At 65.7% G+C, this 18,270-nt stretch carries 18 protein-coding genes; 6 read left to right on the top strand and 12 right to left on the bottom strand.

Annotated features, from left to right (window positions below; genetic code table 11):
- Positions 1–41: 41 nt before the first annotated feature.
- Positions 42–959 carry an SDR family oxidoreductase gene (locus tag IE113_RS12465; RefSeq protein WP_189541992.1) on the top strand — a complete coding sequence of 306 codons (918 nt, stop codon included), beginning with the start codon at positions 42–44 and terminating at the stop codon, positions 957–959.
- 61 nt (positions 960–1,020) lie between these two features.
- Positions 1,021–1,896 carry a dienelactone hydrolase family protein gene (locus IE113_RS12470; protein ID WP_189541993.1) on the top strand — a complete coding sequence of 292 codons (876 nt, stop codon included), beginning with the start codon at positions 1,021–1,023 and terminating at the stop codon, positions 1,894–1,896.
- A 7-nt stretch (positions 1,897–1,903) separates the two neighbouring features.
- On the opposite strand, the gene IE113_RS12475 is transcribed toward IE113_RS12470, so the two are convergent.
- Together IE113_RS12475 and IE113_RS12480 are read right to left on the bottom strand one after the other, a co-directional pair.
- Positions 1,904–2,704 (bottom strand): CmcJ/NvfI family oxidoreductase, encoded by an 801-nt coding sequence (locus IE113_RS12475; protein ID WP_189541995.1) that lies wholly within the window; start codon positions 2,702–2,704, stop codon positions 1,904–1,906.
- Positions 2,701–3,549, bottom strand: coding sequence for a p-hydroxycinnamoyl CoA hydratase/lyase (locus IE113_RS12480; RefSeq protein WP_189541997.1), 849 nt, complete (start codon positions 3,547–3,549; stop codon positions 2,701–2,703). The genes IE113_RS12475 and IE113_RS12480 overlap by 4 nt, the downstream gene beginning before the upstream one ends.
- A gap of 84 nt (positions 3,550–3,633) precedes the next feature.
- Between IE113_RS12480 and IE113_RS12485 the strand changes: the two genes are divergently transcribed.
- A complete protein-coding gene (locus IE113_RS12485) occupies positions 3,634–4,047 on the top strand; it encodes a MarR family winged helix-turn-helix transcriptional regulator (protein ID WP_189541999.1) in 414 nt (137 codons plus the stop codon).
- Here the strand turns inward: IE113_RS12485 and IE113_RS12490 are convergent.
- From IE113_RS12490 to IE113_RS12535, 10 genes are all read right to left on the bottom strand, one after another.
- On the bottom strand, positions 4,044–4,967 hold the full coding sequence (locus tag IE113_RS12490; RefSeq protein WP_189542001.1) for an NAD(P)H-binding protein: 924 nt from the start codon (positions 4,965–4,967) through the stop codon (positions 4,044–4,046). The genes IE113_RS12485 and IE113_RS12490 overlap by 4 nt on opposite strands.
- A gap of 9 nt (positions 4,968–4,976) precedes the next feature.
- Positions 4,977–6,452 (bottom strand): lignostilbene-alpha,beta-dioxygenase NOV2, encoded by a 1,476-nt coding sequence (nov2, locus tag IE113_RS12495; protein WP_189542003.1) that lies wholly within the window; start codon positions 6,450–6,452, stop codon positions 4,977–4,979.
- Between the two features lie 127 nt (positions 6,453–6,579).
- Complete coding sequence (locus IE113_RS12500) at positions 6,580–9,117, bottom strand: TonB-dependent receptor (protein WP_189542005.1); 2,538 nt, start codon at positions 9,115–9,117, stop codon at positions 6,580–6,582.
- Positions 9,118–9,273: 156 nt separating this feature from the next.
- The gene (locus tag IE113_RS12505) at positions 9,274–10,266 is read right to left on the bottom strand and encodes an aldo/keto reductase (protein ID WP_189542007.1); all 993 of its coding nucleotides are present in this window, start codon (positions 10,264–10,266) and stop codon (positions 9,274–9,276) included.
- 3 nt (positions 10,267–10,269) lie between these two features.
- A complete protein-coding gene (locus tag IE113_RS12510; protein WP_189542241.1) occupies positions 10,270–11,217 on the bottom strand; it encodes a Gfo/Idh/MocA family oxidoreductase in 948 nt (315 codons plus the stop codon).
- A gap of 8 nt (positions 11,218–11,225) precedes the next feature.
- Positions 11,226–12,068 carry a class III extradiol dioxygenase subunit beta gene (locus IE113_RS12515; RefSeq protein WP_189542009.1) on the bottom strand — a complete coding sequence of 281 codons (843 nt, stop codon included), beginning with the start codon at positions 12,066–12,068 and terminating at the stop codon, positions 11,226–11,228.
- Position 12,069: 1 nt separating this feature from the next.
- A complete protein-coding gene (gene ligA, locus IE113_RS12520; RefSeq protein WP_189542012.1) occupies positions 12,070–12,528 on the bottom strand; it encodes a protocatechuate 4,5-dioxygenase subunit alpha in 459 nt (152 codons plus the stop codon).
- Positions 12,525–13,550 (bottom strand): amidohydrolase family protein, encoded by a 1,026-nt coding sequence (locus tag IE113_RS12525; protein WP_189542014.1) that lies wholly within the window; start codon positions 13,548–13,550, stop codon positions 12,525–12,527. Before IE113_RS12525 ends, ligA begins: the two co-directional genes overlap by 4 nt.
- Positions 13,547–14,344 carry an NAD(P)-dependent oxidoreductase gene (locus IE113_RS12530; protein WP_189542015.1) on the bottom strand — a complete coding sequence of 266 codons (798 nt, stop codon included), beginning with the start codon at positions 14,342–14,344 and terminating at the stop codon, positions 13,547–13,549. The genes IE113_RS12525 and IE113_RS12530 overlap by 4 nt, the downstream gene beginning before the upstream one ends.
- A gap of 72 nt (positions 14,345–14,416) precedes the next feature.
- Positions 14,417–15,571, bottom strand: a complete 1,155-nt coding sequence (locus tag IE113_RS12535; protein WP_189542017.1) for a LysR family transcriptional regulator — start codon at positions 15,569–15,571, stop codon at positions 14,417–14,419.
- A 102-nt stretch (positions 15,572–15,673) separates the two neighbouring features.
- On the opposite strand from IE113_RS12535, the gene ligK reads away from it, so the two are divergent.
- Genes ligK through IE113_RS12550 form a run of 3 tightly spaced genes read left to right on the top strand, consistent with a single transcriptional unit; the run spans position 15,674 to position 18,268 of the window.
- On the top strand, positions 15,674–16,348 hold the full coding sequence (gene ligK, locus IE113_RS12540; protein ID WP_189542018.1) for a 4-carboxy-4-hydroxy-2-oxoadipate aldolase/oxaloacetate decarboxylase: 675 nt from the start codon (positions 15,674–15,676) through the stop codon (positions 16,346–16,348).
- The gene (locus tag IE113_RS12545; protein WP_189542020.1) at positions 16,341–17,399 is read left to right on the top strand and encodes a 4-oxalomesaconate tautomerase; all 1,059 of its coding nucleotides are present in this window, start codon (positions 16,341–16,343) and stop codon (positions 17,397–17,399) included. Before ligK ends, IE113_RS12545 begins: the two co-directional genes overlap by 8 nt.
- The gene (locus IE113_RS12550) at positions 17,396–18,268 is read left to right on the top strand and encodes an amidohydrolase family protein (RefSeq protein WP_189542021.1); all 873 of its coding nucleotides are present in this window, start codon (positions 17,396–17,398) and stop codon (positions 18,266–18,268) included. The genes IE113_RS12545 and IE113_RS12550 overlap by 4 nt, the downstream gene beginning before the upstream one ends.
- Positions 18,269–18,270 lie beyond the last annotated feature (2 nt).

Consider the following 18,270-nt stretch of genomic DNA (forward strand, 5'->3'; position numbering starts at 1 on the left):
CACTAACAAATGTGAATGTCTTGGCGAGAGGGAAAATGCAGATGAGCGACTGGCAGGGCCGCGTGGCCTTCATTTCGGGCGGGGTTTCCGGGCTGGGTCTGGGCATTGCGCAGGCGTTCAGCGACGCGGGTATGCGGCTCGCGCTGTCCTATCGCAACGAGGATTACCGCGCGTCCGCCTCCGCCTGGTTCGCCGCCAACGGGCGCGAGGAACCGCTGTGGATCAAGCTGGACGTGATGGACCGCGCCGGCTGGGCCGCCGCGGCCGATGCGGTGGAGGCGCACTTCGGTGAAGTCCACGTGCTGTGCAACAACGCCGGGGTCAGCGTGTTCGGCGACACGGCAGAGGCATCGCACGCCGATTACGACTGGATCATGGGGGTCAATTTCGGAGGCGTGGTGAACGGCATCGTCGCCTTCCTGCCCAAGCTGAAGGCGGCGCAGGGCAAGCGCCATGTCGTCAACATCGCCAGCATGGCGGCGTACCTGTCCGGCCCACAGGCAGGGATCTACACCGCCAGCAAGTTTGCCGTGCGGGGACTGACCGAATCGCTGCGCTACAATCTTGTGCCGCTGGGGATTGGCTGCACGCTGGTTTGCCCTGCGCTGATCCGCACCAATGCCTGGGATTCCGCCTTCCGCCGCCCCGCCGAATTTGCAAGCAGCGGTTTTGGCGCGGTGGACAAGGCGCAACTCGAACAGTTCGGCAGCGTGTTTCAGGCCGGGATGGACCCGCACGAGGCCGGGACCAAAATCGTCGCGGGCATGAGCGCGGGCGCAGGTCTGGTCTTCACCCACCCTGAATTCGCCGAGGACTTCAAGGCGATCTACGAAGACAGCCTCGCCGCCCTGCCCGATGAAGTCGCCCCGCCGGAGCGGCTGGAAGTCGAACGAATGCGCCGCGAAGCGAACAAGGCCGCGCTGGCGGGCAAGGCCATCACCATCGACGATCTCAGCTAGACGGCGCGCATCGCCGCACTATCTTGGCCCCGATCTGGAGGGGTTCAGAGGAGAACGACTGATGTGCGATGACCTGACCGCTCACGCCGAAGAAGCCGCGCTGGCACAGAGCGGCCTCAACCGCCGCGAATTTGCCGCGATCGGCGCGGCGGCGATCCTGGCATCGGGCTTTGCCACCACCGCCAGCGCCAAGGGCGCGCCCAAGCTGAAGGAACAGACCGTCACCTTTGCGACGGGCGATGGCACGGCGGATGCGTTCTTCGTCCACCCGGCCAAGGGCAAGCATCCCGGCGTAATCATGTGGCCGGATATCGCGGGTCTGCGCGAAGCCTACAAGGTCATGGCGCGGCGGCTGGCGGAATCCGGCTATGCCGTGCTGGTGCTCAACCAGTATTACCGCTCCAGCCCGGCACCGATCATGAACAGCATTGCCGAATGGCGCACGCCGGAAGGGCAGGCCAAGCTGGGCCCGATGATCAGGCTGATCGATCCCGCCGCGACGATGCGGGACGCCAGGGCCTGCGTGGCGTTCCTCGACGCGCAGAAGGCCGTCAACCGCAAGCGCGGGATCGGATCGTGCGGCTATTGCATGGGCGGGCCGTTCACCGTGCGCAGCGCCTATGCCGTGCCGGACCGGGTCAAGGCCGCTGCCTCATTCCACGGCGGCGGGCTGGTGACGGACAAGGCCGACAGCCCGCACAAGCTGCTTGCTGAAACCAGGGCCAGCTACCTGATCGCCATCGCCCGCAACGACGATGCCCGCGCGCCGGCCGACAAGGATACGTTCCGCGAAGCCGCCAAGGCGGCTGGCCGCCCGGCCGAGGTCGAAGTCTACAATGCCGATCATGGCTGGTGCACCATCGACGCCCCCGTGTTCGACAAGGCCGAGGCCGAGCGCGCCTGGGGCCGGATGCTGGCGCTCTACAAGGAGCTGTAACCGCCCCTTACGCCCACCAATAGGCCGTCGCGCGCATTTCGATGCTGATGCGCGGCGGCGCATCGGCCGGGGCGAGCGGATCGTCGAAGGCCACGTGCGGCACACAGTGCGCGCGGGTGGGATCGCTGTCGTTGGTCTTGAACAGCACCGCTTCGTCCGCCGTCATGTCGGCAAAGAAATACCACTGGTGCGCCGGGTTATGCCCGACGACCCAGCTTTCGAACGACCATTCGGGCGCGCCATCTGGCGGGTCGAAAATGGCGTCGGCCACGATCAGGTCGTCCGCCGCGACACTGCGAATATCGCAGAACGCCAGCGGCACGTCCTGCGGCGGCGGGGACAGCGCCCGCCACAGGTTGTAGGCGGCGCAGCGGGTAAAGGCCCGCCCCCCGGCCCCGCGCTCCGCAAACTGCGCGGCGGTGGCATCGTTGATGTCGACATGGACAAAGCGCGCCGGGTGCGAATTGTCGCTGCTCCCGGCCTTGCCGCTCTTTTCGCTGTAGCGCAGGATGCCGGGACTGGTGACGAAGACATCGTCCGCCCCGGTCAGCTCCTTGATCAGCGCCGCCACTTCGGCGCGGTGGATCGCCTCCAGCGCGGCGCGGTCGGTCCAATCCGTCACGATGCTGCGATGGCGGACCAGCTGGAACCCTTCCCGGTCGACCTGCGCGCCGATCGCGCGCGCATCGCGCACCGGCATGGGCTGCAAGTCCACCGGAACCCGGTCCTTCTCATGCGCATTGGCATAGTAGAAGGGCCGGGGCGTGCCCCGCCGCACATAGGCGATCAGGGCAGTGCGATCGGTCACCCCTTGACCTTCGTGGTATCGAAGGTGCCCAGCCCCGGCTTGAAGCTCTTTTCGTCAAGGAACTGACGGGTCGCTTCCTTGCGCGCGGCAGCGCCGCCAAAGCTGTGCAGCGCTTCCTGCGCGCGGATCTGGTATTCCAGCCCGTTGTCATAGGTCATGTCGACCATCCGGCGCATGGTCCACTTGGTGGCGCGCAGGGCATGGGTGTCCTTCTTCTTCAGGGCATTGGCGATTTCCAGCACGCGCTCCTTCAGGCGCTCGGCCGGAACCGCCTCGGTCACCAGGCCCTGCTCCTCGGCCTGCTTGCCGGTCAGGTTTTCGCCCATCATCGCGTGATACATCGCCTTGCGGAACGGCATCAGTTCCTGCGCCACCTTCGATGCGCCGCCGCCGGGCAGGATGCCCCAGTTGATTTCCGAGAGGCCGAACTGCGCATCTTCCGCGGCAATGGCAATGTCGCAGCCGAACAGCGGGCCATAGCCGCCGCCAAAGCACCAGCCGTTGATCATCGCGATGGTCGGCTTTTCATACCAGCGCAGACGTTCGAACCAGCCATAGCTTTCGCGCTGCGACTTGCGGATCGCCCACAACCCCTGCTCCTCGGTCTCGCGGAAGTATTCCTTGAGGTCCATGCCAGCGGTCCAGGCATCGCCCTCGCCGGTCAGCACCAGCACCTTCACGTCGTCGCGGAATTCCAGCTCTTCCAGCACCTGCTTCATCCGCCGGTTGAGCTTGGGGCTCATGCAGTTGCGCTTTTCGGGGCGGTTGAACTTCACCCAGGCGATGTCGTCGGCAACGGTGAAGGCAACGGTATCTTCTTCGGGGCGGTCGGCGGCGGTGCTCATGACAATCCTCTTTCTCAGCAAATGTTGCTATGACTCATAACAATATGGATTGCTATGCGCAATAGCCAAGGTTAGAGGAGCAATGTGAAGGATCCGCTGCTCGACCTGCCCGGTTATTCCCTGCGCCGCGCCGCATCCGCGATGATGGCGGAGTTCGCCGCGCGGATCGAACCGCTGGGACTGCGCATCGCCGACGTTTCGGCGCTGCTGGTGATCGGCGCCAATCCGGGCGTCACCGCCAGCCAGCTCGGCCGGGCTCTGGACATCCAGCGCGCCAACATGGTCCCCCTGCTCAACCGGATCGAGGATGCCGGGCTGCTCACGCGCCGCCCGCTCGATGGCAAGTCGCACTCGCTGCACCTGACCGAGGCGGGTGAAGCCAAGCTGGCCGAGGCCCGCGCCACCATCGCCACGTTCGAGGACTGGCTGGTAAACCGCGTTCCGCCGCCGCACCGCGACCACCTCAAGCCCGCGCTTGACGCGCTGTGGCGGGATTAAAGCGCCGCACCGCGCAGCATTTCGACGTTCTCGGCAATCATCTGGCGGACTGACCGCGCCGGGCGGCCCAGCAGCCGCTCCACATCGTCCGAACAGATCGCCAGGAACCCGCCCCGGATCGCCGCGCCGAACGACACCATGTCATCGCTGTTCCACGGAATCGCGCCGACATACTGATCGTCCACCGGGCGGCGGGGAATGCCCATTGCGTCGAAGATCGCATACTGCGCCTCATCGTCGACCGCGACGTATTCCAGCGGCACCCCGGTCAATTCCGCCATCAGCGCGGTGACTTCGGCAAAGTCCTGCAGTTCCGGCCCGGTGATGTCATACGTCAGGTTCTCATGCCCCGCGCCCGTCAGCACGGCGACCGCGCAGGCCGCGCAATCATCGCGCCACACCATCGCTTCCTTGCCCAGGGCGGCATTGCTGATCCACTGCCCGCTGGCCATCACGCCGGGGCCCGCCATCAGGATCATCGCATCGGCATAGTGGGCATCGCGCAGGAACGTGAAAGCCAGCCCCGATGCGCGGATCAGGCGTTCGGTTTCGATATGGTCATGGCGCACTTCGGCCGGGTTGGCCGGATCGTCGATGCCGATGAAGCTGGTATAGACCACGTGGCCCACCCCCGCCGCCTCTGCCGCATCGACGGCGGCCTGATGCTGCGCCACCCGCGCGCCCACGCGGGTGCCAGAAATCAGCAGCAACTTGTCCGCCCCGGCCATCGCCGAGACCATGCTGGCGGGATGGTCATAGTCCCCATAGCGCACCTCGCAGCCCAGCGCGGCCATGTCCGCCAGCTTGGCGGGGGTCCGCGTCATCAGGATCAGGTCGCGGGCAAGACCGCGCTCGATCAACCCCTGCGTGGCGAGGCGGCCATACTGGCCCGACGCCCCGGTGATGACGATCTTGCCCACGTGCGCCCCCTATTCCGCCGCATCCAGCTGCGCCTGGCTGACCCACCAGCCGTGCACTTGCGGGCGCAGCCGCGTGGGAATGCGGATGCTGGCCACCGGGCCTTTGGCGATGGCCCCCGCTTCCAGCACCCACGCGAAATGTTCGAACGTGTTCTCGCCCGTCTGGTGATCGACGAACGTGATCAGCCAGCCTTCATGGCTCGCCGATGGCACGTGCAGCGGCTCGTTATAGCACCAGCCCGGCTGCATCGGCAGCGCCTGGGTGATCTGCGGCTGCGCGGTGTCCATCCCGTCCAGCCGCACCAGCATGTCGAACATCGCCAGCACCGGGCCGCCGAACACCGGCGGTCCCTGCCGGTCCGGGTTCATCGTCAGCATGAAGCCCGTCGCATAGGGCCGCCCCTGCTTCGCTGCCGGGATCACCGGGAAGTCGCCCGGCGGGCCGATCACGCTTTCCGCCACGTCGCCGGCCGGCCCCCTGGGATCGACCGTCCAGCGGGTCAGTCCGCCCTGGATTTCCCACGGCTGCATCTGGATGCCCGACGGTTCGCGGATGAAGGCGAAGGCGTTGGTATTGGACAGGCACTGGTCGAAATGCAGCAGGCCGTCCGCATCTTCCCACGCGTTCATCATGTGATAGCAGAACACCCCCTTGGGGCCCTTGAACCACTTGATCTCGGAAACATCGCCATAGCGCGGCATCACGCCCAGCCAGCTGTTGAGGTCTGGCTGGTGATGCCAGTGTTCGCCGCCTGCCTTCAGCCGGTCGAGGTCGGCCGTGGTCGGATAGATCGGGAACAGAGCGTAATTCTCGCTGATCGTGAAATCGTGCATCATCGCGCAATAGGGCGCGTCGAACCACTGTTCGGATTTCAGCTGCCCATCCGCGCCGACCACGCAATAGGCGACCTTGGTGCTGGCCAGCCCGTCCGCCTCGTAACCATAGAAGAACATCTCGCCGGTGACCGGATCGACCCGGACGTGCGCGGTCATCGTTTCGGACTTCAGCGCGCCACCGAAATTGTAGCTGCCGATGGTGTCCAGCGTGCGCGGATCGACGCGATAGGGCAGCCCGTCCTCCTTCGCCATCAGCAGCTTGCCCGCGTGCCAGACCGGGGTGGTGTTCGCCACGGTGCGGTCCACGCCCTGCACCTCGGCATCATCGGTATAGGGGTTGCGGTATTTGCCGAAGCGGGCGCGGCCCAGCGCCTTTTCCGCCTTGTGCCGCGCGGTTTCGACGAACTTCATCGCGAAATCGACACTGCCGTCGGCGTTGATCGACAGGCGGCTGACCATGCCGTCGCCCGACAGGGTGTGGTCATCGGCAAACTTCGGCGGGAAGGCGGGATCGGGCACGGCACGATAGAAGCTGCCCCGAATCTCCGCCGGAATCGTGCCCTCCACCTCAAGCCCGGTGAACGCCACTTCCTGGCCCACGGGTTCGTTCAGCCCGATGAAATAGGGCGTTTGCGGGAAACCTGCCATCGATCCTCATCCTAACTATTGTTAGCGTTTGTGTAGCGCGATGGCCGCGCGGCGCAAGCTGAAAAGCGCAAGAAAAAGGGGCCGCCATCCGGGTGGATGACGGCCCCAGTCAGGGTAGTTCGTTAGCTCAGAATTCCTTCTTGAGCGTCACCGCCCAGGTCCGCGGCAGCGACGGCGCACCCGAAATGGTGCCCGGGCTGGCGAACTGCTCGTAGAGCGAGGTGTAGTAGTACTTGTCGAACACGTTCAGCACTTCGAGGCTGACCGAGATCGGCGCTTCCGCTTCCTGCTTCCAGGTCAGGCGCGCATTGCCGACGAAGTAGCCGTCGATCCGGTTCGATGCGACCAGCGTGGCCAGCGGGCCGCCGCCGGGACGCGCGGTCACGCCCGGAACCGCCGGACTGGTGGTGATTGGCGCGGTGGTGGACACCAGGATCCGGTCATAGTTCACCGCTTCGGTGTAGATGTGGCTCTGGTACGAACCGTCGAAGCGGGCCGACAGGGTGCCGCCCAGCACGTTTTCAAAGTCGTACTGCGCGCCGAAGCTGGCCTTCCATTCCGGCGTATACGGCGTGACCATGTTCAGGGTCACGGCGGTCGCGCCGGTCAGCGCCTTGTACTTGAAGTCGATGTAGCTGAGCGAACCGTCCAGCGTGAAAGCGGGGGTCGGCTTGATCAGGGTTTCGACTTCGAAGCCCTTCACATCGGCGGCCCCAACGTTGTTGGGCTGGAGGCACGGCGCGATCGGGCAGGCCGACAGCGTCAGGATGATGTCCTTGTAGTCGTTGTAGAAGGCCGAAACGTTCAGGCGCAGCTTGCGATCGAACAGGTCGGTCTTGAACCCGGCTTCATAGGAAATCAGCGTTTCCGGCTTGAACGACTTGATCTGGTTCAGCGCCCCGTTGGCCGGGCCGAAGAACGGACGCGGGTTCACGCCGCCCGCGCGGTAGCCGGTGGCCACCTGGGCATAGGCCATCACTTCCGGCGAGAAGCGATAGTCCATCGCGATGCGCCAGTCGAAGCGCTTGCTGTCAAAGCTGGCCGGCGAACCATTGAGGCCGGCGATCAGGCAGTTCGGCACGCCGGTGCTGAACGTGGCGGCCGGCGGGGGCGCGGCGCAGGCGCCGGGCAGGGTGCCGTCCGGGTTGTGACGCTGGAACACGTAATCCTTCGAGTCCCAGCTGTGGCGGACGCCGCCCGTGATGTTGAGGCTGTCGGTGACGTGCCAGATGCCGGTGGCGAAGAGGGCCTTGTTGCTGGCCGGCGTCGGGTCCGGCCCGTGCAGGAAGTCCAGCCCGGCATAGTTCAGCACCACGCGCGCGGTCAGCGTGCCGTCACGTTTGAAGTAGAAACCACCCAGCGTGTATTCGAACGCCGCATCGTCGCCGATCTTGCCGTTCAGGCGCAGTTCCTGGCTCCACTGATCGTTGATCAGCGTCTGGCGCAGCTGCTGGTTGGCAATCGGCGAGTTGTCGACGTCCTGCGACCAGACCGACTTGTAATGACGCCAGGCCGTGATCGACTTCAGCTGCAGGCTGTCCGACAGATCGATGTCGATCGTGCCCATCACGCCATAATTGTCGAGCCACTGCTGCGGTTCGAAGATCACCGGCTTGAACGGTGCCTGCGGGGTCACCGGACGGGTATCGGCGAAGGTCGAATAGGTCACGTAGCGGCGATCGTAGCCGGTCAGGGTGTCGCAGCTGTTCACGCCGTAGGGAACGAACGCGCAGTTCCCGACAACCGGCGCACCGGTGATCGTGTTGCGCAGCCACGCCACGCCGTCACCCGTGGTGGAGGCGTTGTTGAAATAGCGCAGCACGCCCGCACCGGCTTCCGAACGGTCGCGGGTGTAATCGCCCGAAACGTTGACCTCGACCGTCTCGGTCGGCAGCCAGCGCAGCGAGAGCTTGCCGGCAGCATAGGACTGGCCGCCCAGCGTGCCCAGCACCGGGCTGCCGGTGTTGTTTGTAGGGACGCCGGAACCCGGGTGGGTCAGGCCATAGTCCAGCCGCTTGACGTAACCGTCGCGGTTCTTGGACACGCCCGCGACGCGCGCGAACAGGTTGTCGGCCAGCGCGAGGTCCGCAAAGCCGCGCACTTCGACGCGGTTGAACGAGCCGTAAGTGGCCTGGATCGAGCCCTTGCCGTTGCCTTGCGGCTTGGTGGAGAACAGCTTGATCGCACCGCCGATGGCGTTGCGGCCCGAAAGGGTGCCCTGCGGCCCGCGCAGCACTTCCACGCGGTCGAGGTCCATCAGGTCCAGCAGCGAGCCGGTCAGGGTCGGGATGTAGACGTCATCGACATAGATGCCGACGCCCGGTTCCAGCGCGAAGTTGAAGTCGGTCTGGCCAACGCCGCGGATGAACGCGATCAGGCCCGAACCGTTCTGCTGGCCCTGCGGGGTCAGGGTGACGTTCGGAGCCTGCGCCGCAACCTGCTCAACGCTGGTCTGGCTGCGGGCTTCGAGCATTTCCGAATTGACCGCCGAAATGGCAAGCGGAGTGTCCTGCAGGCGCTGTTCGCGGAACTGCGCGGTGACCACGATTTCCGGGTTGCCGCCGGGAGCGGTCTCATCCGCTTCCTGCGCAAAAACCGGGGTTGCGGCCGTTGCCAGGACCAGTACGCTCGCACCCAGCGCGAACGAATGCCGAAGCTTGCTCATTGCCTTCATCCTCCCTCGTTCCAAAGGCGGCTTGATTGTAAGCCTTGCCTACCGATTATCACCCATGTGAAATTTTCAAAAGGGTGAAATTCATCGGAGCGAAAGATTCCAGTACCTGTGGCCGAAAAGTCGCAGGGCCATTCCGGCGCTGAAATATCAGGCAAATTCCTCGGTATCGATGGTCTGCTGGATCACCGGGCCATAGCGCGGACCGGCCACGGTGTGCTGGTTTATCAGCGAATCAAGCTCATCCGCCACGTGTGCGGGCAAGTCCCAGTCCCAGCGCGCGATGTTTTCTTCCAAGTGCGGGATCGACGCCGTGCCGGGGATCGTGACCACGTGATCCCCGCGCGAATGGACCCACGCCAGGCTGAGCTGGGCCGGGGTCACGCCCTCGCGCGCGGCGATCGCGTTGAACGCATCGACCAGCGCCAGGTTCTTCGGCCAGTTATCGGCATTGAAGCGCGGCATGGTGTGGCGCAGATCCTTGTCCGGCAATGCAGCCATATCGCGCACGCCGTTTGCCAGCACGCCCCGGCCGACCGGCGAAAACGCCACGAACGTCACGCCAAGGTCGCGGCAGGCGTCCAGCACGGCGATTTCCGGGTTGCGGGTCCACAGCGAATATTCGGTCTGCACCGCCGCCACCGGATGCACCGCGTGGGCGCGGCGCAGGGTATCCGCGCTCATTTCCGACAGGCCGACCGCACCGATCTTGCCCGCTTTCACCAGGTCCGCCATCGCCCCCATCGATTCCTCGATCGGCACGCTGAAATCGCGGCGGTGCATATAGTACAGGTCGATGTGATCGGTCTGCAGCCGCTCCAGCGACTGCTCGACACAGGCCTTGATCGTCTCCGGCTTGCAATCCACGCCCCGGCGCGGCCCATCCACGACGATGCCCATCTTGGTCGCCAGGAAGAATTCCTGCCGCCGCCCCTTTAGTGCCTTGCCAAGCAGGGTCTCGTTATGGCCCAGGCCATAGATGTTGGCGGTGTCGAGATGGTCATAGCCCAGGTCAAGCGCCCGGTTCAGCAACTGGACGGCGTAGTCCTCGGACGGCGGCGTGCCATAGGCCCAGGACAGGGACATGCATCCCAGCCCGACCGGATTGACTGCCCGTCCATTGATCTGCCGCCGTCCCACCATGACTTATCGCGCCGCCTCCAGCTGCTTTTCCAGTTCGCCCAGCACCCGATAGCAATCGAGCACCTTGCCGACCGACGAATTCGGCTCGCGCCCTTCGCGGATCGCGGCGATGAATTCCCGGTCCTGCAGTTCGATGCCATTCATACTGACATCGACCGTGGACACGTCGATCGGTTCTTCCCGGCCATTCACCAGATCGTCGTAACGCGCAATATAGGTGCCGGTATCGCCGATGTAGCGGAAGAAGGTACCCAGCGGCCCATCGTTGTTGAACGACAGCGACAGCGTGCAGATCGCGCCGGTTTCGCTCTTCAGCTGGATCGACATGTCCATCGCGATGCCCAGCTGCGGATGATGCGGCCCTTCGATCGCGTTGGCCTGCACGATCCGGCCCGCCTGATAGGCAAACAGGTCCACCGTGTGCGCGGCGTGGTGCCACAGCAGGTGGTCGGTCCACGAACGCGGTTCACCCTTGGCGTTCATGTTCGTGCGGCGGAAGAAATAGGTCTGCACATCCATCTGCTGGATGTTGAATTCGCCCGCCTTGATCTTGTTGTGCACGTACTGGTGCGACGGGTTGAAGCGGCGGGTGTGGCCCACCATGCAGACGAGGCCCGTTTCCTGTTGCTTGGCCAGCACGGCCTCGCTGTCGGCCCAGCTGTCGGCCAGCGGGATTTCGACCTGCACGTGCTTGCCCGCGTTCATGCAGGCGATGGCCTGCGCCGCGTGCATCTGGGTGGGCGTGCACAGGATCACGGCGTCCACGTCGTCGCGGGCCAGCGCGTCGTCCAGTTCGGTCGAGCTGTGCTTCGCGCCGTACTTGGCGGCCACTGCCGCGGCCTGTTCGGCGGTGCGGCTGATGATCGAGGTGATTTCCACGCCCGGAATGTTCTTCAGCCCGTCGAGGTGCTTTTCGCCAAAGGCGCCGGCACCGGCCAGGGCGATGCGGATGGGATTGGTCATTCTTCAGGCTCCAGAACGATATGGCCGATGGCCGTGTTGCTGCAAGGGATGTGATAGTGGCGGTGCAGGCGCCTGACCTTCTTGCCCAGCGCGCCGCGCATGATCAGCCACATCACCATTTCGATGCCTTCGCTGCCGGTTTCGCGCAGGTATTCGATGTGCGGGATCCACCGCACCTCGTCATTGTCGGCTTCCAGCATATCGAGGAACTTGTTGTCCCATTCGCGGTTGAGCAGGCCGGCGCGCGGCCCCTGCAACTGGTGGCTCATGCCGCCGGTGCCCCAGATCTGCACGTTGAGGTCTTCGGGGAAGCTTTCCACCGCGCGCTTGATCGCTTCGCCCAGCGCCCAGCAGCGGTTGCCCGACGGAACCGGATAGGTCACGACGTTGACCGCCAGCGGCACCACCTTGACGGGCCACTTGTCGGGCTTGCCGAACATCATCGACAGCGGGACGGTCAGGCCATGGTCGACATCCATCTCGTTGATGATCGTCATGTCGAATTCGTCGAGGATCAGGCTCTGCGCGATGTGCCAGGCCAGGTCCGGGTGCCCTTCGACGTCGGGCACGGGGCGCGGGCCCCAGCCTTCGTCGGCGCTCTTGTAACGCTCACCACAGCCGATCGCGAAGGTCGGCACGATCTTCATGTCGAAGGCCGATGCGTGGTCGTTATAGACCAGCACGATCACGTCGGGCTTGGTCTCCTTTTCCCATTCGCGGGTCCAGTCATACCCGGCGAAGATCGGGCCGAAGTAATCGTCGCGGTCCTTGCCCTGGTCCACGGCCACGCCCAGCAGGGGCACGTGGCTGGAGCCGACACCGGCGGTAATACGGGCCATCTCAATAGTTCCCTTGCTTGTCCGCGGCGCCTGTGGCGGCGCGGTTGGCCTTGATGGAGCGATTGCCTTCGGGGCTGCGGCCGCCCTTCAGCATCATGTCCCGGTATTCCGGGAAGGTCATGTCGGTCATCGTGCTGACCGCTTCGGCAAAGCTGAGGCCATCGGTGCTGAACAGCTTGGACAGGAAATAGACGTTGCCCCCCAGATCCAGCAGCGTGTTGTAATCGCGCGCCAGCAGCGCGGCCTTGGCCTCGTCGCTGATCGGCCATTCGTCCAGATAGGCCTTCTCGTCGGCCTTGAACCGCTGGCGGTTCTCATCCTTCATCAGGCTCATCGCGAACTGGTTGATGTGATAGCCTTTGCGCGCGCGCGCGGCAGTATAGACGCGGGTGCCCGGGATATCCTCGAACTCGGCGAGGTATTCGTGGATGTTCTGCGTCGGCTTGGCGGGCTGGGTCACAGGCCCCTCTCCTTCAGCTGGGCATCAAGCCGGGGGAAGACCCGGCGGGCGTTGCCTTCGAAAATGGCGTGGCGTTCGGCATCGGAAATATCCAGCGCGTCGATGTAGCGCTTGGTGTCGTCGAAGTAGAACCCGGTGGTCGGATCGATCCCGCGCACCGCGCCCACCATTTCACTGCCGAACAGGATGTTCTTGTTGTCGATCACGTCGGCCAGCAGGTTGATGCCCGGCTGGTGATAGACGCAAGTATCGAAGAACACGTTGTTCATCAGATGGCTTTGCAGGTCCGGCTTCTTCAGCATGTCGGCCAGCCCGCGATAGCGCCCCCAGTGATAGGGCACCGCCCCACCACCATGCGGGATGATGAAGCGCAGGGTCGGGAAGCGGCTGAACAGATCACCTTCCAGCAGCTGCATGAAGGCGATGGTATCGGCCGCGATGTAATAGCCGCCGGTGGCGTGCATCGCCGGGTTGCACGAACCCGAAACGTGGATCATCGCCGGCACGTCCAGCTCGCACATCGCTTCGTAGAACGGGAACCAGAACGGATCGGTCAGCGGCGGATGCTTGAAATGCCCGCCGCCCGGATCGGGGTTGAGGTTGCAACCGATGAAGCCCAGCTGTTCCACGCAGCGCTTCAGCTCCGCGATGGAGCTGGTCATGTCCGCTTCGGGCGACTGCGGCAGCATGCACACGCCCGCGAACGTTTCGGGATAGAGGCCAACCACGCGCGCGATCAGGTCGTTGCAGACCTGCGCCCACTTCACCGCGACCGACTGATCGCCCACGTGCGGGGCCATGGCGGAGGCGCGCGGCGAAAAGATCGTCATGTCCGCGCCGCGTTCCTTCAGCAGGCGCAGCTGGTTCGATTCGATCGTCTCGCGGATTTCGTCGTCCGAAATGTCGGGATAGGCGGGCGCTTCCACCCCCGCCTTGAACGCGGCCTTCTGCGCCTCGCGCCATTCGTCGTGCGCCTTTGGCAGCACGGTGTAGTGGCCGTGGCAGTCGATGATCATGGTCACGATGACTTTCCTTTCCCGGCAGCTTCCCGCTGGCGATAGACTGTGCCGCGCGTCATCACCGGGGCAACCCCCAGCGACAGCAGCGTCTTGGCGGATTCTTCCATTTCGGCAGCGCGCCGCAGCCCGTGCGTCGCCATGCGTTCCAGATTGTATGCGGCGCGCTGCGCCCACGGGATGGTCTTTTCGCTGGCGTCGAGCGAGGCCAGCACTTCGTCCGCCACCCCGGCAGCGTTTGCGGCGGCCATCATCTCGTCCGTCAGCGCTTCCAGCCCCTTGACCATGACCGAGCGGATCATCTTGATCGCGCTGGCCCGGCCCACTTCCGCGCCGACGACGCGGATGTTGGCAAAGCCCAGCGCCCCCAGCGCCGCCGCCGCTTCTTCCGCCGCCGGTCCCGCCAGCAGCAGCGGCACGTTCAGCCGCGCCGGATTGACCGGGGCCAGCACGGCCACGTCGACATAGCGCCCGCCTGCCGCCTCCACCGCGCGCGCCGCCGCGCGCTTGGTATCGGGGGCGACCGAATTGCAATCACACCACAGCGCACCGGGCATCAGGCTGGCGGCATAGTCCTGCGCGGCCGGCAGCGCCTGATCCGCCGTGACCAGCGACAGCACCAGCGGCGCGCCCGCCAGCGCCGCTGCCGCGCTCTCCGCCGCGATCACGCCCGCATCCGCCATCGCCGCGCGGCGCGCGGGCAGCACGTCCCAGCCGCGCGCGCGCTCTTCCCACCCGGCAGCGCGGGCAAAGGTGGATCCGGCTTCACCGAACCCGATCAGGGCAAGATCACAGGTCATTGCCCCCGCCATGCGCGCGCGCCAGTGACAGCGGCAAATCGAATGAAGCCCGCAGCTATCAGAATTTACGAATCAACTGGCGAGTTCCCGGCCCACCTGTTCCAGCAGGGTCACGAACGCCGCCTGCGCCGCCGTCGGGCGCCAGCCCGCGCGGGTGGCAATGCCGATGGTGCGGGTCACCGGCACCGGTGTCGGCAGCGCCGCCAGCACGCCCGCATCGAGTTCGACCGAAACCTGATCCGGCGACAGCAACGTCAGCGCATCGCCCGACAGCAGCAACTGGCGCAGCATCATGACCGATCCGCATTCCACCCCCACGCGCGGCACATCGCGGCCCAGCGTGCGGATCATGCCTTCCCAGTAACCGCGCAGCGGGGTGTCCCGCCCCGGCATCAACCAGGGATAGGCGAACATCGCTGCCGCCACATCGTCCGTCTGCGCCAACAGCGGATGCCCGGCGCGCATCACCAGCGCGGGGCGATCCTCGAACACGGGAACCTGATCGAGATCCTCGGCCCGCGCCCCTTCGCGCAGCGCGCCCAGCATCAGGTCGATGTCGCCATCGCGCAGCGGCCCGACCAGCTCGGTGTGACTGCCTTCGTGCACCGCGATGTCGATCTGCGGATGCAGCGCGGCGAAGCGGGCGATGACTTCCGGCAACCAGCGCGCACGCGACAGCGGCATCGCGCCGACCGCGATCCGCCCGCCCGCCTTGCCCTGCCAGGCCGCCACTTCCGACAGCCCCGCGCGCAGTTCCGCCATTGCCAGGCCAAACCCGCGCGCGCGCCGTTCCCCCGCCGGAGTCAGCGCAAGGCTGCGCCCGCGCCGGTCCAGCAAGCGCTGCCCCAGCGCGACCGACAGGTCCGCCACCGCGCGGTGCAGCGACGCCGCCGAAATCCCGGTCGCCTCCGCCGCCGCGCCGTAACTGCCCGCGCGCACCACCGCGAGGAAGGCGCGCAGCTGCGTACCCGTAACGCGCGGACTGCCGACATGCGCAATCGCCGCCTCGGCGCGGGGGGCCAGCAGGCGGGCGGGCTCGGTCGGGCTCATCCCCTGCGGGCCGCGTTCAAACAGGGTGACGCCCAGGCTGGCCTCCAGCCCGGTGATCGCCTGGGTCAGCGCGGGCTGCGACAGGTTCACGGCCCGCGCCGCGCGGCTCAGGCTGCCGTGGCGCACCGTGGCAGCCAGCGCGGCGAAGTGGCGGATATTGGGCGGTCGATCAGTCACGCCCAGTCGATTAGCAAATAGTTATGCCCCGCGCCAACTTCGCATTAGCAGGCATCACGCACCCGGCGCATGGCCGATGGCAGCTAAATCCAGGAGCAGGCCATGACCGGTATCGTCGTCCAAAACATCCAGCGCGCCCCCATCGACGTGATCGACGGACTGGCCAAGTGCGGCGTTGCCACCGTGCACGAGGCGCAGGGCCGCACCGGCCTGCTCGCCAGCTATATGCGCCCGATCTATTCCGGCGCGCGGATCGCGGGCAGCGCGGTAACGATCAGCGCACCTCCGGGCGACAACTGGATGGTCCACGTGGCCATCGAACAGCTGAAGGAAGGCGACATCCTGGTGATCGCGCCTACCAGCCCGTGCGAAGACGGCTATTTCGGCGACCTGCTGGCGACCAGTGCGCAGGCGCGGGGGTGCCGGGGGCTGATCATCAACGCAGGGATCCGCGATGTGCGCGACCTGACCGAAATGCAGTTCCCCGTCTGGTCCAAGGCGGTGTTCGCGCAGGGCACGATCAAGGCCTCGCTCGGCAGCGTCAACGTGCCGGTGGTCTGCGCGGGCGCGCCGATCGAGGCGGGCGACGTGATCGTGGCCGATGATGACGGCGTCTGCGTGGTCAAGCGCGAGAAGGCCGCCGAAGTGCTGGCCGCCGCGCAGGCCCGCGAAGCCAACGAAGGCGAAAAGCGCGCGCGCCTCGCCGCCGGTGAACTCGGCCTCGACATGTACAAGATGCGCGAGAAGCTGGCCGAAATGGGCCTCAAGTATGTCTGATGCCGCCATCCGCTGCATGTGGATGCGCGGCGGCACGTCCAAGGGCGGTTATTTTCTGAAGGACGACCTGCCTGCCGACACCGCGGCGCGCGATGCGTTCCTGCTGGCGATGATGGGTAGCCCCGATCCGGTCCAGATCGACGGGATGGGCGGCGCCGATCCGCTGACCAGCAAGGTCGCGGTGGTCAGCAAATCGGCGCGCGAAGGGATCGACGTCGATTACCTGTTCCTGCAGGTCTTCGTCGATCAGGCGATCGTCACCGATGCCCAGAACTGCGGCAATATCCTGGCCGGGGTTGGCCCGTTTGCGATCGAACGCGGGCTGGTGGCGGCCACCGGCGACGAAACCCGCGTTGCGATCTTCATGGAAAACACCGGGCAGGTCGCCGTCGCCACCGTCCAGACGCCGGGCGGCGTGGTGACCTACAAGGGCGATGCCGCGATTGACGGCGTACCCGGCACTCACGCCCCGATTCCGACCGAGTTTCGCGACACGGCCGGTTCGTCCTGCGGCGCGCTGCTGCCCAGCGGCAACGCGGTCGATGTGGTGAATGGCGTGCCCGTGACCCTGATCGACAACGGCATGCCCTGCGTGGTGATGAAAGCCGCCGATGTCGGCATCACCGGATACGAGGACCGTGACTGGCTGGACGCCAACACGCAGCTCAAGGCCCGGATCGAGGCGATCCGGCTGGCCGTGGGCGAACGGATGAACCTGGGCGACGTGACGGAAAAGAGCGTCCCCAAGATGATGCTCGTCGCCCCGCCCCGCGCTGGCGGCGCGGTCTGCGTGCGCAGTTTCATTCCGCACCGCGCCCATGCCACCATCGGCGTGCTTGGCGCAGTCAGCGTGGCGACCGCCTGCCTGATCCCCGGATCGCCCGCCGCCGAAGTGGCAGATATCCCGGCCGGCAACCGCAAGACCCTGTCGGTCGAGCACCCGACCGGCGAAATGAGCTGTGTGCTGGAAGTGGACGATGCAGGTAACGTGGCCAGCGCCGCGCTGCTGCGCACGGCCCGCAAGTTGATGGATGGAGTGGTATTCGGATGAGCAACGAACGCATCGTCAGCTGGCACGGCAATCCGTCGAAGCCGCTCTATGTGCCCCCGGCGGGCGCGATTGACGCGCATTGTCACGTTTTCGGGCCGATGGCGCAGTTCCCGTTCAGCGCCAAGGCCAAGTACCTGCCCGAAGACGCCGGGCCGGACATGCTGTTCGCATTGCGCGACCATCTGGGGTTCGATCGCAACGTGATCGTGCAGGCCAGCTGCCACGGCACTGACAACGCCGCGACGCTGGACGCCATTGCCAGGTCCAACGGCAAGGCGCGCGGCGTCGCCGTGGTCGATCCGGCAATCCATGATGCCGAATTGCAGGCCCTGCACGACGGCGGCATTCGCGGCATCCGCTTCAACTTCCTGAAGCGGCTGGTCGATGACGCGCCCAAGGACAAGTTCCTGGAAGTGGCCCAGCGCCTGCCGCAGGGCTGGCACGTGGTGATCTATTTCGAGGCCGACATTCTGGAGGAACTGCGCCCGTTCATGGACGCGATCCCCGTGCCGCTGGTGATCGACCACATGGGCCGCCCGGACGTGACCCAGGGCCCGGACGGACCGGACATGAAGGCCTTCCGCAATTTCCTGAACAGCCGCGACGATATCTGGTTCAAGGCCACTTGCCCCGACCGGCTCGACGGGAACGGCGATCCGTGGGACATGTTCGCGGAGAGCGTCGCGCCGCTGGTGGCCGATTACCCCACCCGCTGCCTGTGGGGCACGGATTGGCCGCATCCCAACATGCAGGACGCGATCCCCGATGACGGCCACCTGGTCGACATGATCCCCCGCATCGCCCCGACCGAGGAATTGCAGCGCCTGCTGCTGATCGACAATCCGGAAGCGCTCTACTGGGCTGACTGACA

This window comes from Novosphingobium arvoryzae, from assembly GCF_014652615.1.
GTDB classification, from domain to species: domain Bacteria; phylum Pseudomonadota; class Alphaproteobacteria; order Sphingomonadales; family Sphingomonadaceae; genus Novosphingobium; species Novosphingobium arvoryzae.